General features: G+C 70.1%; 9 protein-coding genes. 3 read left to right on the top strand and 6 right to left on the bottom strand.

Annotation, left to right across the window (positions count from 1 at the left end; genetic code table 11):
* The 3 genes from G4D86_RS33930 to G4D86_RS33940 form a co-directional block, all read right to left on the bottom strand.
* Entirely contained in the window at positions 1 to 2730 is a 2730-nt protein-coding gene (locus tag G4D86_RS33930) for a bifunctional acetate--CoA ligase family protein/GNAT family N-acetyltransferase (protein ID WP_163998259.1), read from the bottom strand.
* Between the two features lie 594 nt (positions 2731 to 3324).
* The gene (locus G4D86_RS54325; protein WP_163998260.1) at positions 3325 to 3612 is read right to left on the bottom strand and encodes a helix-turn-helix domain-containing protein; all 288 of its coding nucleotides are present in this window, start codon (positions 3610 to 3612) and stop codon (positions 3325 to 3327) included.
* A 479-nt stretch (positions 3613 to 4091) separates the two neighbouring features.
* Positions 4092 to 4859: a serine aminopeptidase domain-containing protein gene (locus G4D86_RS33940; RefSeq protein ID WP_163998261.1), complete on the bottom strand. Its 768-nt coding sequence runs from the start codon at positions 4857 to 4859 to the stop codon at positions 4092 to 4094.
* 132 nt (positions 4860 to 4991) lie between these two features.
* On the opposite strand from G4D86_RS33940, the gene G4D86_RS33945 reads away from it, so the two are divergent.
* Entirely contained in the window at positions 4992 to 6029 is a 1038-nt protein-coding gene (locus G4D86_RS33945) for a hypothetical protein (RefSeq protein WP_163998262.1), read from the top strand.
* 22 nt (positions 6030 to 6051) lie between these two features.
* Here the strand turns inward: G4D86_RS33945 and G4D86_RS33950 are convergent, their stop codons facing one another.
* Positions 6052 to 6771 (bottom strand): siderophore-interacting protein, encoded by a 720-nt coding sequence (locus G4D86_RS33950; protein ID WP_163998263.1) that lies wholly within the window; start codon positions 6769 to 6771, stop codon positions 6052 to 6054.
* A gap of 123 nt (positions 6772 to 6894) precedes the next feature.
* A complete protein-coding gene (locus G4D86_RS33955) occupies positions 6895 to 7794 on the bottom strand; it encodes an NmrA family NAD(P)-binding protein (protein ID WP_163998264.1) in 900 nt (299 codons plus the stop codon).
* An 82-nt stretch (positions 7795 to 7876) separates the two neighbouring features.
* Between G4D86_RS33955 and G4D86_RS33960 the strand changes: the two genes are divergently transcribed.
* Complete coding sequence (locus G4D86_RS33960) at positions 7877 to 8902, top strand: LysR family transcriptional regulator (protein WP_163998265.1); 1026 nt, start codon at positions 7877 to 7879, stop codon at positions 8900 to 8902.
* An 80-nt stretch (positions 8903 to 8982) separates the two neighbouring features.
* On the top strand, positions 8983 to 9597 hold the full coding sequence (locus G4D86_RS33965; RefSeq protein ID WP_163998266.1) for a DUF2378 family protein: 615 nt from the start codon (positions 8983 to 8985) through the stop codon (positions 9595 to 9597).
* A 52-nt stretch (positions 9598 to 9649) separates the two neighbouring features.
* Here the strand turns inward: G4D86_RS33965 and G4D86_RS33970 are convergent, their stop codons facing one another.
* Positions 9650 to 13834 carry a chemotaxis protein CheB gene (locus tag G4D86_RS33970; protein WP_163998267.1) on the bottom strand — a complete coding sequence of 1395 codons (4185 nt, stop codon included), beginning with the start codon at positions 13832 to 13834 and terminating at the stop codon, positions 9650 to 9652.
* Positions 13835 to 13999 lie beyond the last annotated feature (165 nt).

A 13999-nucleotide genomic window follows, 5' to 3' on the forward strand; every position in this document is an offset into this window, starting at 1 on the left:
TCAGAGCACCTTCACCGCCTTCACCATGTCCGGCGCCAGCTCCTCATGCGGGAGGATGGTGAAGCCCAGCTTCCGGCTGATGGTCTGCATGGCCCGGTTCCCCGCGAGGATGTCCGCGACGATTCGCTGCATCCCCCAGTCGCGCCCCACCTCCACCAGCCGGCGCAGCAGCTCCGTGCCCAACCCCTGCTTCTGCGCCGCGTCGCTGATGAGGATGGCGAACTCCGCGTCCTGCGTCCCCCGAAGCCGCGTCAGCCGCCCCACCCCGAGCAGCGAGCCGTCCCTCCGCTCCGCCACCAGCGCCAGCTCCCGCGCGTAGTCGTTGAAGCAGATGCGCGCCAGCCGCTCGTGCGCCACCCGCGTGTTGACGTGCAGCAGTCCCGCGTAGCGCAGGAACACCGTGTGCTCGGACAGCGTCCGGTGGAACTCCTCCATCCGCGGCTCGTCCTCCGGACGGATGGGCCGCAGCAGCACCTCCTCGCCGCTCGTCATCCGGTAGGGCACCACGTACTGCTGCGGGTACGGCTCAATCGCCAGCTTCGGCAGGTCCGCTTCCGCCATCGTCGGCGGGTGCAGCACTACGCGCGCGTCCAGCGCCAGCAATCGCTCCGGCGAGGCCAGCAGCGGGTTGATGTCGATTTCCTTCACGAAGCGCTGCTCCACCACCAGCCGGCTGAAGCGCACCATCAACCGCTCCAGCGCCGCCAGGTCCACCGGTGGCCGCCCGCGCACTCCACGCAGCGCCTGGTGGATGCGCGTCTGCTCCATCATCCGCCGCGCCAGCGTGGTGTTGAGCGGCGGCAACCCCAGCGCCCGGTCCTTGAACACCTCCACCAGGATGCCACCCGCGCCGAACAGCAGCACCGGGCCGAACTGCGCGTCCAGTCCGCTACCGAGGATGAGCTCGTACCCGTCCAGCTTCACCATCGGCTGCACCGTCACGCCCTCGAACGCCTCCACCTGTCCCAACTCCGCCAGTCGCTCGCGGATGCCCCGGAACGCCGCGCGCACCGCGTCCGCGTCCGGCAGGTTCAGCCGCACGCCCCCCACGTCCGTCTTGTGCGTCACCGTGCGCGAGTGCAACTTCACCACCACCGGGTAGCCCAGAGACGCGGCCTCCGTCACCGCCGCGTCTTCCGAGAGCGCCAGGCGCGTCTCCACCGTGGGGATGTCATACGCGGCCAGCAACTGCTTCGACTCGTACTCCGTCAGCAACGTGCGGCCGGCCGCGCGGGCCTCGTCAAGCTGCCGGCGCGCCTCGTCGCGAGCGGCGGCGTGCTCCTCCGCCAGGGTCGGCGTCTCGTACAGGGCGGCGAGGTTGTACGTGTACCGCCACATGTAATTGAAGATGCGCGCCGCCGTGTCCGGATAGCCGAAGGTGGGGATGCCCGCGTCGTTGAGGATGCGCTCCCCTGCCGCCACCTCCGAGCCTCCCATCCAACTCGCCAGCACCGGCTTTCCGTGCAGCTTCGCGTAGGGCTTGAGCCGGTCCGCCGTCTGCGTGGGCTCGGTCATGTCCTGCGGCGTGAGGATGACCAGCAGGCCGTCGCTGTTCGGGTCCTTCCCCGTCACCTCCAGCGCCTTCGCATAGCGCTCCGGGTCCGCGTCCCCCAGGATGTCCACCGGGTTGCCATGGCTCCACTGCGGCGGCAGGAGCCCGTCGAGCGCCCTGCGCGTGTCCTCCGTCAGCGCGGCCACCTCGCCGCCCCCGGCCACCAGCGCGTCGGTGGCAAGCACACCAGGGCCGCCCGCGTTGGTGAGGATGGTGAGGCGGCGCCCAGCGGGACGGGGCTGCCGGGCCAGCGTCTCCGCCATGTAGAAGAGGTCTGCAATCGAGTCCACGCGCAGCACGCCGGTGCGGCGGAACGCGGCGCTGAGCACCTCGTCGCTGCCCGTCAGCGTGCCCGTATGGGACGCGGCGGCCTGCGCGGCCTGCGCGGTGCGTCCGGCCTTGATGACGATGATGGGCTTGGTGAGCGCCACCTCGCGCGCGGCGGAGAGGAACGCGCGCGCGTCGCCGATGGACTCCATGTAGAGGAGGATGGAGCGAGTCCTCGGGTCATCAGCCAGGTAGTCGATGAGGTCTCCCCAGCCCACGTCCAGCATGGAGCCCACCGAGACGAAGGCGCTGAAGCCCACCGCCTCGCGCAGGCTCCAGTCGAGGATGGCGGTGAGCAGCGCGCCGCTCTGGCTGATGAAGGCCACGTTGCCCGGCCGGGCCATGGCTCCGGCGAACGTCGCGTTGAAGCCGCTCGTCGGCCGCATCACGCCCAGGCAGTTGGGGCCGATGATGCGGATGCGGGCCGCCTGTGCCACCTCGAGGATTTCGCGCTCCAGCCGCGCGCCCTCCGGCCCCGTCTCCTTGAAGCCCGCGGAGATGATGATGGCGCCACGGACACCCAGCTCCGCGCACTCGCGGATGATGCCCGGCACCACCGCGGCGGGCGTGACGATGACGGCCAGGTCCACCGGCTCCGGCAGCGAGCGAAGGGACGGCCAGGCCTTGATGCCCAGCACGTTGGGCCGCTGCGGGTTGATGGGATAGACGGTGCCGCCGAACGGATTGCTGATGAGGTTCCAGAGGACGGTGCGCCCCACGCTCCCCGGGCGCTCGCTGGCCCCCACCACCGCCACGCTGCGCGGCGAGAAGATGACATCCAGCGGCAGCCGCGTGTGCTGCTGGTGGAGCACGTTGTGGGACGGGTCCGTCTTCGGAGGGCGCGGGTCCATGGACACCGTCTTTGAAGCGGCGCCCGTGCGCGCGCAATGGCTTCGTCGTGCCGTCCGTGTGGCAGCTGTCAGTGGCCCCATCTGGATGCGCCGAGCGCTCGGGCAGCGGGACTCCGGGAAGAGGCGTGCTGCTACCGTCGGGTTCACCAGGGCCGTCAACCGGCTCTCGTGAATCGGACCGTGCAATGCCAGGAGGGATGCCACCCTCACAAGGCCCACTGGAGTTGTCCACCGCCGTCTGTGGCTCGGGCTGAGCGGCACCAGGAGGAGTGCCGCCCCCGCGGGAGCCACCGGAGTCTTCCGCCTTCGCCAGCGCACGCCAGAGGGCCTCCGCCGATTCGAGGAGTTCCTCCCGGTACACCTCCTCGTTTCTCTCCGTCAGCGTGCGCACCCACTCCGCCAGCGTGCCCCACACCAGGGCTTCCCCCACCCTGGCGCAGCCGGGCACCAGCGCCCCGTCCTGCTCTCCCTTCAAGAGCACCTCGCGCACCAGGGCCCTCGCGGCACTGCCGGGCGCCGGCTGCCCTTCGACGTCCGGATGCCGGTGCAGGAAGGCGAAGGCGAAAGGGCCGGGCAGGCCCAGCGCCCAGTGCGTCAGCGCATTCCAGAAGGTGAAGAAGGCCTCGCGGAAGGTGACGCCGTCCGCCCCGTGCTTGCAGAAGAAGGCCCAGTCCACCTCCCGGCAGAAGGTGTCCTCGTGGAAGGTCCGCACCCCGTCCGGGCGAAGTGCTGCTTGCTTCCGTAGCGCCGGTACAGACTGCCCACCGACATCCCCACGGACCGGGCCAGTTCCTCGGCCTTCACGTGCTCGTAGCCATGCCGGCCCAGCACCTCCGCCGAGCTCTGCATCATCCCCGCGAGGTAATGCTCCGCGAACCCCATCCCCTACCCCTCCTGCCCCCCTTCCGGGGCGGCCGTCTCGTGGAAGGAATATTACTTCCACCATTCCCTTCTACCGGAGGGGGCTGACATGGCGGGTAGGCAGGGGACGCTCCTCCCTGGAGGTAGTCCCTCGTGGCCAGGCCCAGCCTCGCCGCTTCACCGATTCGGCTTGGACCACGGCTGGCGATGCACGGGACCGCTGACTCCCGCTTCGCCACGCACAGGGCGGGCCGAACCGTGGGTTCCACTTGCTTTGCACGTGTTGCCGTCGTTGCCCCAACCCATGCAACTACGTCCTGGCGCGCGGCTCGCGCAGTGCCTGGCGGAACCGCCCCGCGGCTGAGACCACGAATGTGCCGCCAACAATCGAGCCGGTGGCATCAGAGGGAGAGTCGGCCGCTAGACGTGGGGTGGAGGGGTCAGTCCGCCGCCCCTGCGCAGGCGCGCCCCCGACATCGCAGAGCCATCCGCGACTTGAATCAGTCCTCCAGGAAGGCGGAGATGATTCCGTTGATCTCCCGCTTCTGCGCGTCGGTCGCCCCGTCCCACATGTCGTCGTGGCGGGTGCCGGGCAGCGGGATGACCTTCATGCCCAGGGCGCGTTGCTCTGCCACGTCGGGCAATACCCCTTCATCCGCCACCTGGTCGCTGGAGCGGAGGGAGAGGACCCGTGGCGTCCGCGTGCGCGGGAGCGGCATGCGCCGGTTGTCGAGCGAGATGACCTTCTCGACCAGCGCCGCGTGCTCGTGAGCGAACAGCATGGCGATGTCGCCGCCGTTGCTATGGCCCACCAGCAGCAGGTGCTCCATGTCCAGCTCCGGGCGCATTCGCCGCAGCGCGTGACGCACGAAGAGCAGGTCCTGCACACCCTGCTCCCAGTTCGGGCGGCGGGCTTCGCGAAGGTTGCCGCTCGTGGCCAGGGGCGGGTCGCCGGGCAGCTCGTACTGGACGCTGGCCACGAAGTAGCCATGCGCCACCAGGTTGCGGGCGATGAAGGAGTAGTCAGTGTGCTGGCCGCCGTGGCCATGACTGAGCAGCGCGAGCTTGGGGCTCGGACCCGGGACATCCCGGTAGTACAGGGCCAGGGGAACGGAGCGGCTCCGCGCCGGGTCGAACAGCACGACCTGCTCGGTTCGGAGGTCTGCGTCGGGCGTTGTCGCGACCTGGGTCGTGACGGCGCGGCCGGCCGGAGCACAACCGGCAGCCAGCTCGAGCACACCCAGCGCAAGTGCAAGAGGGACTCGCATCGAGCGAGTGTCTCATGATTCCAACGGTCATCCCCATGCATCAGTCGAGTCCGCGCCCCCCCAGCGGATATACGCTCGCGAGACGAACGGCATGGCCTTCAGCAGCTTCGGATGACGGTGGAGACCCACAGCTTGAAGAATGCATTCCGCGGTGTCGTGCACAGTGGCTGCTTCATCGACGAGCGCAATCTGGCGCTGGTCGTCAGCCACCCGCATCCCGACAATGACCACGGAGGCGGGCCGGGTCCCGTCAAGGAGTGGAGCGAGCCCTACGACCTGGACGCGCTCCAGCAACTCATCGACTCCGACTTCGACCCCGACGACGTCCGCTTCGAGGTGGATGGGTTCCGGCACGTGGCGGTGTGCACGGAAGGCCGCTGGACGCTGGAAGAACTACCGGGCGCGGGAACCATCGAAGCGCTGTGCCGCCAGGGCGCCAACAGCCTGGGCGCGCTGCTCTCGTACGGCGGCTCGGCGTTCCATGCCGCCATTCGCGAGCACAGCAGAGGACGATGGGAAGCCCTCGAGTACAAGGGCCTGCCGGCGGGGCTCGTCGAGACGCGTGCGTGCTTCAGTGGTGCGGACCTCGTGCTCGCCGGGAGTGCTTCGTACGCGCTCGACGCTCCGTCCGAAGTGGGCCTGCTCGTGCGCGGTGACGGGGGCATGACCTGGACGCACTCGCTGGGGCAGGTCCCGGGGCGGGTGCTCGCGCTGGACAGCTGCCCCGGCGAGGACGGGACGAGAGTCCTCTATGCCGGAGGCCAGGGACTCTGGATGCACGCAGCGGGCGGCTGGCGGGAGGTGCATTCATTCCTGAGCAGCGAAGTGGCGTACCTCCGCTGCTTCCCCTCGGGCGACGTCGTCGCGGGCACGACTCGCGGCGATGTCATCGCCGGGAAGGGAGCGGACTGCCGCGTCATCGGACGGGTGGGTCCCATCCATTCCGCAGAGCGGTGGGGTGACAGCCTCTACGTCGCGGACCCGGACCGGGTCTACCGCCTGGGCCCGTCCGGCTTCGAGCGTTGCGCCATTCCCCTGGTGGATTCCGTCGGCCGGCTGCCCACCGTGGGCAGGTTGTCCACGGGCGGCGGCCGCCTCTGGCTGGCGGGGAGCCACGTGCTCGCTTCGAGCGTCGACGGCATGACCTGGACGACGCACCCGGTGCGCTGAATCCGCCCACGGGGAGGCCGCTTCAGTCGAGGCCGCGCTTCCCCTCGGACCAGTACGCCTTCACCTTCTGCGCCGCGCCCACCCCATCCGAGCGGAGCCGCGAGCGCAGCGCCTGGATGGCCTGCGCCCGGCCCGTCATGACGAGGCTCGCGCCCGGCCGCTGCTCCAGCACCGTGCGCAGGCGCTCCGCCACCGCGGGCAGGTGCGCCTCATCGGATGTCCGCTCAATCACGGCGCTGCCCGACAGGTGGAACTCCCGCAGCACCGACTCGGACTCCTCGCGGGAGGAGACCTCGAACACCTGCTCGACGCCGCCCACGCCGGCCCGCAGGTTCCGCAGCGCGTGGGCCACGGCGAAGGACGTCTCGTCGCCGAAGAGCACCACGGGCCCCTGGAGTCCCGTGAGCGGCAGCGAGCCCCGCGGGCCCATGAACTGGCAGCGGTCCCCCACGCGCACGTTGCGGCCCCACTCCGCGCCGGGGCTGTTGCCGTGGAGATACACCAGCAACTGCGTCGTCCCTCGCACCGAGTCCCACGCCAGGGGCGTGTACGTCCGCATCCCCACGCGCGGGAAGTACACCTGCACCTTGTCGCCCGCGCTCCAGGAGACGTCGCGCAGCCCTGCTCCCGCCAGCTCCAGCCAGCGGAAGTGCGGAGAGAGGTCTCGCACCTGCTCCACCGTCGCATCGCGGAACAGGAACCGCCCCAGCATGCCTCCGAGAATCGCCTTCCCTGACGCCATCCGAGTCACTCCCGGGGGCGCGCTGCCCCCATTCACGCGGGCCATCCTGGCACCGGCGCACCGGCGCGGAAATGAACCCGTGTGACGGAAGCATGAAGAAGCGTGAAGTCCCCTGGTATGGGCTCAGGCCGCGGCCGCGGCCGCCTGGTCCACCGCGGGCTTGAGCACCTCGCGCGCCCACTTCGCCAGGGTGGTGGGCGTGGTGGTCTGCGGGGAGCGCGGCTCGGCGGGGTCCATGCGGCCGTCGATGATGGCGCCGTACAGCTCCGCGTAGAGGTCCACCATCCACGCCGGCATGCCCGCGCCGGCCATGCCCTTGCGCGCGTCGTCCAGCGCCACCTGCACGTAGCGCACGGGCCGGCCGAGCGCCTCCGAGAAGATGGGCTCCAGCTCCGCGTAGGTGATGTGCGCCGGGCCGTGGATGCCCACGTAGCGGTGCCCCTTCCAACCGGCGTCGAGCAGCACCTCGGCCGACTTCACGGCGATGTCCGCCACCGCCACCATGGGCACGGCCTTCGTGCGGGGCATGGGCATGAACAGCGAGCTCGTCTTCGCCAGCGTCGGCAGGTCGCGCAGGAAGTTCTCCATGAAGAAGCCCGGCCGGAGGATGGTGACGTCCGGGCAGACGGCCTTGAACGCCTCCTCCACGGCGAGCAGCGCGCCCACCGGACCGGTCCCCAGGCCGTTCTGCGCGCCCACGCTGGACAGCACCACCACGCGCTTCACGCCGTGCTTCTTCACCGCCTGCGCCGCGGTGCGCGCCGCATCCCCCGCCCAGGACACGAAGTCCGGACGGATGGCCGGCGGCGTCAGCCAGAACAGCGCCTCGGCGCCCGCCAGCGCGCGGTCCAGCACCGCGGCGTCGTCGGTGGAGCCCTCCACCAGCTTCGCGCCGCGCTTCACCAGCTCCGCCACCTTGTCCGCGCTCCGGCTGATGACGGTGAGCGAGCGGCCCGCCGCCAGCAGGCTCAGCGCCAGGGGACGGCCGATGTTTCCGTTGGGGGTATTGATGACGATGCTCATGGGGTGTCTCCGGGGAACGTCGAGATGGGCCCAAGGTGCTCGCGTTGCCCTCATGAGGCCACCGCATGTTACTCATATGCACATGAGCGCCCCTCATGTTCGCCGTCCCCCTGCTTCCGCGACGTCCGAGCCCACGCCGGTCGCCACGGACCTGTCCGGCATCAACCTCAACCTCGTGGTGGCGCTGGATGCGCTGCTGACGGAGGCCAACGTCACCAAGGCCGCCGCGCGGGTGGGCGTCACCCAGTCCGCCATGAGCCACTCGCTGCGGCAGCTCCGCGAGCAATTGGGAGACGCGCTGCTCATCCGAGGACGGGGCGGCATGGTGCGCACGCCGCGCGCGGAGCAGCTCGCCGCGCCCCTGCACCGCGGGCTGCTGGAATTGCAGCGGGCCCTGCGCAACGAGCCCGTCTTCGAGCCCCGCACCGCCAGGCGCCGCTTCACCCTGGCCACGGGGGACTACTTCGCCGCCACGCTGCTGCCGGAATTGCTCGTGGTGCTCAGCACCGAGGCCCCGCACGTGGACCTCGTCTTCCGCCACCTCATCCCGGACCAGGCCACCTCCCTCATGGAGAGCGGTGACGTGGACCTGTGCGTGGCCGCCTTCCCCGACTCCTCGCTCTCGCTGCGGCAGCAGAAGCTCTACACGGAGGACTTCGTCTGCGTGGTGCGCGAGGGCCACCCCGCTGTCCGGAAGGGGCTGGATTTGGAGACGTACCTGCGCCTGCCCCACGTCCTCATCAGCCCCCGGGGCGAGGGGGCCGGGGCGGTGGACACCGCGCTGGCGGCGATGGGGCGCTCGCGGCGCATCGCCCTGCGCCTGCCCTACTTCCTCACCGCGCCCCTGGCGGTGGTCCACTCGGACCATGTGCTTACCGCACCGCGTCGACTGGTGGAGACCTTCACCGGCAACGGCGCCTGGCCCCTCCGGGTCCTCTCCCCGCCCCTCGCGCTCAGGTCCTTTGACGTCCTTCAAATCTGGCACGAGCGGTTCGACGGCGACCCGGCCCACCGCTGGCTGCGCAGTGCAGTCGCACGCGCCGCCGGAGTCACTGGCGACCTACCCTCCAGGTCTTCACGGCGGGTGCGCAGGACGCAACCTTCCTGACACTCCCGGACAGGGACACTGAACGTAGATTCAATGGTGGGCGAGCATCCCACGGCCCTGGCGTTGTAGGGTGGTCGTCTATGACTTCTTCCGAGAAGCTGGTTTTCACTCAAACGGTCGAAGCGCTCTTCGTGCGCGCTCTGGAGAACCGACTGACGCCAGCGTGCCGTGAGCACCTGCGTCGGGCGGGGCTGGACCTGGAGCAGAAGCTGGAGCGGACCTACACCTTGGAGCAGTGGAAGGAGTTCCTCCGCATCGCCGCGGGCCACGTCTATGGAGGCGTCCCCGCCGAGGCGGCGTATTACTCGCTGGGCGAGCGCTTCATGGACGCCTACTTCGGGACCTTCTTTGGCCGGGCGTTGCTGGGCGTCGTCCGGCTGGCGGGCCCCCGGCGCATGCTGTTGCGGGCGGCCATGGGCTTCCGAGCGGGCAACAACTTCAGCGACGTGGACATCGTCGAGCGAAACCCCACGTCCATGGAATTCCGGATGAATGACGTGCTGGCGGACCTGCCCACCTTCGCCTCGGGGCTGCTGGCCCGCGCGGTGGAGCTGTGCGGCGGGTGGCGCGTGGTGGCGGTGCCCGAGGAGTTCGACGGCACGTCGGCCACGTTCCACATCCGCTGGTCGGAAGTGCCCGTCGAGGCCGCCCTCAGCGCCACCGGTGACGGCGGCGTGTCGCGGCCCCGGGCGTAGGCGACCCACCCACGGGCTCCCGGTGCTGGCGCGCCGGGGAGCCGGACGTGGGCTACAGGCCCGGGAGCGGCTGTCCCTCGTCCAGGATGTTCGGAGGGACGCCCCCGGGCCCGGCTTCCGGCGGCGCCGCGCCTGCCCACGTCTCCGCCACGGTCTCCACGAGGCTGTCGATGTCGATGGGCTTGGCCAGGTGCCGCTGGAACCCGGCCTTGAGCGCGTCCCGGCGGTCCGCGTCGCTGACCAGTGCCGTGAGGGCTATCGCCGTGACGGCTCCCCCCCGCGCGGGGCCGAGGGCCCTTACCTTGCGGATGAGGGAGTAGCCGTCCTCGCCGGGCATGGCGATGTCGCACAGGAGGACCTCGGGCCGGAAGTCCTCGATGAGCGCCAGCGCCGCCGCCGCGGATTCCGCCGCCAGCACCTCCGCGCCGGCCTGTCTGAGCAGCTCGGTCGCGGCCTCGCGTGCTCCCGGGTCGTCATCCACCACGAGGATTCGCAGGCCTCGGAGCCGCGAGGCGGCTCCCGCGTTCCGGGGCAAGGGGTCGGCCCGGGCGTGCTCCAGCCTGGCGGTGAGCGCCGCGCCGGCCGGTTCCTCGCGGACGGGCAGGAGCGGCAGGAGGACCGTGAAGGTGGCGCCCCGGCCCTTGCCCGGACTCTCCGCCTGCACCGTCCCCCCGTGGAGCTCCACCAGGTGGCGCACGATGGCCAGCCCCAGGCCGAGCCCACCGAACACCCGGGTCGTCGAGCTGTCCTCCTGCATGAACCGGTCGAAGATGCGCTGCAGGGCCTCGGTCTCGATTCCGGCCCCGCCGTCGCTCACCCGGAGCCGGGCATGACCATTCACGGGCTCGAGCGTGACTGTCACCCGCTGGCCGTCGGCTGAGAACTTGATGGCATTGCTGAGCAGGTTCCACACGACCTGCTGCAGCCGCGTCGGGTCTCCCGAGATGGGCCCGAGCGACTCATCCAGGGAGACGTCGAGCTGGATGGACTTCCGTTCGGCCTGCGCGGCCACGCTCTCGAGCGCGGCCTGGACCACCGCGGGCAGGTGGAGCGTCTGGAGCCGCACCCGGAGCTTGCCGGTGACGATGCTCGAGACATCCAGCAGGTCATCGATGAGCTGCACCTGCAGCTTCGTGCCCCGCTCGATGGCCTCGCCCGCGCGCCGGAGCCTGGTGTTGTCCAGGTCGCCGCGGCGCAAGAGCTGCGCCTGCATCAGCATGGTGGAGAGCGGCGTGCGCAGCTCGTGGGACAAGGTGGCCAGGAACTGGTCCTTCGCGCGGTTCGCCTTCTCGGCATCCTCCTGGGCCCGCTGCGCACGGGCGAGCAGCTCCGCGCGCTCGGTGATGTCCTCGATGGCGAGCAGGAGCATGGGGACTCCGGTGCGTGAGTGGACGGGGCGCGCGGAGAGCGACATCTTCCGGCTCCCCAGGTGGGGGAAGGCGTGCTCGACCTCCAGGCCCCGCAGGAGCGTGTTCTTGGCGAGCATCTCCCCCAGCGAGGTCCGCAGCGCCCGCACGTCCCACGCGCCTCCGCTCAGCTCGAAGAGGCTCTTGCGCTCGACCTCCGCCGCCGAGCTCCGGAAGGCCTGGTAGAAGGCCCCATTCGCCGACAGCACGCGCAGCTCCTCGTCGAGGACCAGGAGCGGCACCTGCACGGCCTCCACGATGCCCGCGGCGTAGTCACGCGCCCACTCCACCTGGCGGACCTGGTGCTTGAGCGCGTCGATGTCGATGAGCGACACCATGGCGCCGTCGATGGTGTCCTCGGTCGTCCTGTAGGGACGGATCTGCATCCGGTGCCAGCGGCCAGCCCTGTCCTGGACCTCGGACTCCCGCATCACGGCCGTCTCGATGACCTCGGCAATCTGCGCGTCCAGGTCCGCCACGCTGATGTTCAGCGTGATGTCGCTGATGGGCCGCCCCACATCGGACGGGAGGATGTTCATGACACTGCGTGTCTTCGGCGTGAAGCGCCGGATGCGCCGTTCGAGGTCCAGGATGAGGACCGGGATGTCGACGACGTTGACGAGGTTGACGAGGTCTCCGTTGACCAGGTGCAACTCATGGTTGCGGCTGTGGAGCTCGTCGTTGACGGTGGTCAGCTCCTCGTTGGTGGACTGGAGCTCCTCCTTGGCCGTCTCCAGCTCCTCGTTGAGGCTCTGGAGCTCCTCATTGCCCGAGACGAGCTCCTCGTTGGCGGAGGCGAGCGCGTCATTGGTACGGCCATGCTCCTCGAGCAGGGACTGGAGGTAGTCCTTCGTGGCGGCCAGCTCGAGCTTCAGCGCGGGCGCAGGGTGGCCCCCCTTCTGCTTCGCCGCGGAGGCGGTCTGCTTCCGGACGGGCCTGAGCCCCCGCTTCTCGGGCAGGGCCACCTCTTCGAACAGCACCACATAGAGGAACTCCTGCCCCGCGGGCGGCCCCGTGGCGGGTGAGGGAATGACGACGATGTTACAGAGCAGCGGGGAGCCAGTCTGGGCGACCTGCACTCCCTCCACCCGGACGGGGGCGAGCTTCTTCCTCGCCTGGGCCAGCGCCACGCGCAGCGGGGAGAGCAGCCCTTCACGCGCCATCTTGAGGATGTTGAACTGGGGCTCTCCCGGCGCGGGCTCGAGGTAGGGACCGGTGTGGCCACGAAACTGGACGATCTCCAGCTTGTCGTTGAGGACGACTCCCGGCGGCGCGTACCGACTCAAGAGAAGGCGGTCAATCCGTCTCGCCGAGTCGGGAGGGGACGTGACGGGCGCCACGGCGGCACGGCCGTGCACGTGCTTCTCGGCCGGCAACAGCTCGGGGCCTCGCGAGAACCGGAGCTTGCTGGGCCCCGCCACCCGCGCCAGGAGCTTGTCGGCCTTGCTCACGGACGAGAAGAGCTGGCTGGACCCCGTGATGCTCTCCGTGTGCCCGAGCAGGAGGAAGCCCGGGGTGTTCAGGCAATAGTGGAAGGTGGCCAGCACCCGCTTCTGGAGCGCGGGGTTGAAGTAGATGAGGACGTTGCGGCAGGTCACCAGGTCCAGCCTGGAGAAGGGCGGGTCTCGGGCGAGGTCATGCCGGACGAAGACGCACAGCTCGCGCACGGCCTTGGCGATGCGATAGCCCCCATCGACCTGCGTGAAATAGCGCGTCCTCCGCTCCTTGCTCAGGTCGCCCAGGGCGCTGTCCGGGTAGAGCCCGGCGCGGGCCTTGTTGACGGCCTGCGCGCTGACGTCCGAGCCGAAGATCTGGATGGGGTGTTGGCCCTGGCGCTCGCCCAGGAACTCCAGGAGGCTGATGGCCAGCGAGTACACCTCCTCGCCGGTGGAGCACCCCGCCACCCACAGCCGGAGGGGCGCTCCCGCGGGCTTGTGCTCGAGGAGCACGGGGAACACGTACTTCTTCAGCGCCTCGAAGGCCTCGGGCTCCCGGAAGAAGGAGGTGACGTGGATGAGGACGTCCTCGTAGAGGGCCCGAGCCTCCTCGGGGGCCCCCTCGACGAGCTTCACGTAGTCCGACAGGCGGTCCACCCGGCGCAGCGCCATCCGGCGGGCGAGCCGCCGCTCGAAGGTGGCCGACTTGTATTCGCTGAAGTCGATGCCAACGACGCCGCGCACCAGGGAGAAGAGCCGCGCGAGCGTCTCGTCACCCTGGGCGTGCCGGGGCCGGTCCGACACACGCTCGGTGGTATAGGCGTGGCGGCTCAGCCGCATGAGCTCCTGGGCGAGCAGCGGCAGCGGCAGGCAGGAGTCCACGACCCCGGCCTGGACCGCGCTCTGGGGCATCCCTCCGAACTTCGCTGACCGTGGATCCTGCGCCAGCGTGATGCCGCTCGCCTCCTTGATGGCCCTGAGCCCTTCGGTGCCATCCGAGGCGGTCCCCGAGAGAATCACGCCGATGGCGTGGCTTCCACGAGCGACGGCGAGCGAGCGCAGGAAGAGGTCGATGGGCAGATGCGGCTTGCGCGGCGCGTCCATTCGCGCCCGCAGGCTGAGCACGTCATCCGCGAGCGCCATGTCCGCGCCCGGCGGGATGACGTAGATGCGGTTGGGCTCCACGCGCATCCCATCCGCGACCTGGAGGACCGGCATCTGGGTCGCCGTGGACAGGGCTTCGCTCAGGAAGCTGGGGTGCGTGGGGGACAGGTGCTGGATGAGGACGAAGGCCATCCCGGTGTCGGGAGGAAGCTCCGCGAGGAGCTGGGTGAACGCCTCGAGCCCTCCCGCGGACGCGCCGATTCCCACCACGGGGAAGGACGCCCTGGACATGCACTGGGGAGGCTGGACGGTGGGACGCCTGGGCGCTGCTCTCGCGGGAGCGATGTGACGCCGGGCCTTCGTGGGGCGGGCCTTGCTCGACGGCTTCTTCACAACGGCAAACCCCTGTTCTGTGCGGAGCTTCTCGCTAACGCGGCTCCTACGTCCCAGGCGGAT

The organism is Pyxidicoccus caerfyrddinensis (assembly GCF_010894405.1).
In the GTDB taxonomy this organism is placed as follows: Bacteria; Myxococcota; Myxococcia; order Myxococcales; family Myxococcaceae; genus Myxococcus; species Myxococcus caerfyrddinensis.